This is a genomic window from Gillisella terrae, from assembly GCF_004801395.1.
Lineage (GTDB): Bacteria > Pseudomonadota > Alphaproteobacteria > Rhizobiales > Rhizobiaceae > Allorhizobium > Allorhizobium terrae.
Genome location: NZ_SSOA01000029.1, coordinates 1 through 493, shown reverse-complemented (window position 1 = coordinate 493; position 493 = coordinate 1). Strand labels below are relative to the sequence as shown.

Annotated in this window: 1 protein-coding gene; it reads left to right on the top strand. The window is 58.4% G+C overall.

Annotated elements, in window-relative coordinates; genetic code table 11:
- Positions 1–11 precede the first annotated feature (11 nt).
- Positions 12–493 (top strand): ISAs1 family transposase (locus E6C51_RS20000; RefSeq protein WP_330999788.1); only part of this gene is annotated, 482 nt, incomplete at its 3' end.

The window sequence follows — 493 nt, the reverse complement described above, 5'->3', positions numbered from 1 at the left end:
TGGAACGGTTTATCGAGTGTTTTGGGGATATAGAGGATCCACGGGCAGCGAATGCGCGGCATGACCTCTATGAGCTTCTGTTCATTGCACTTCTGGCAAGTCTCTGTGGTGCGCAGACATGTGAGGACTTCTCCGTGTTCGGAGAATCCAGGCGCGAGCTTCTGTCTCGGTTCCTGGTGTTGCGCCACGGCATTGCGAGCCATGATACGTTCAGCCGGGTGTTTCGGTTGCTGGACCCGGTGGGCTTTGAACGCGCCTTTCGTGAGTTCATGTCGCGGTTCTACGAGGGGCTGTCCGGTGTCGTGGCGCTGGATGGCAAGGCCTTGAGGCGCGCTTATGACAAAGGCCGGTCGCATGCGCCAGCCATGATGGTATCGGCCTTTGCCGCACAAACGCGAATGACATTGGCCAACCTGCCGGTGGTTGGGGGGAATGAACGCGACGCCGTGCTCTATCTGATCGACATGATCAGCCTGAAGGGCGCAACCGTGAC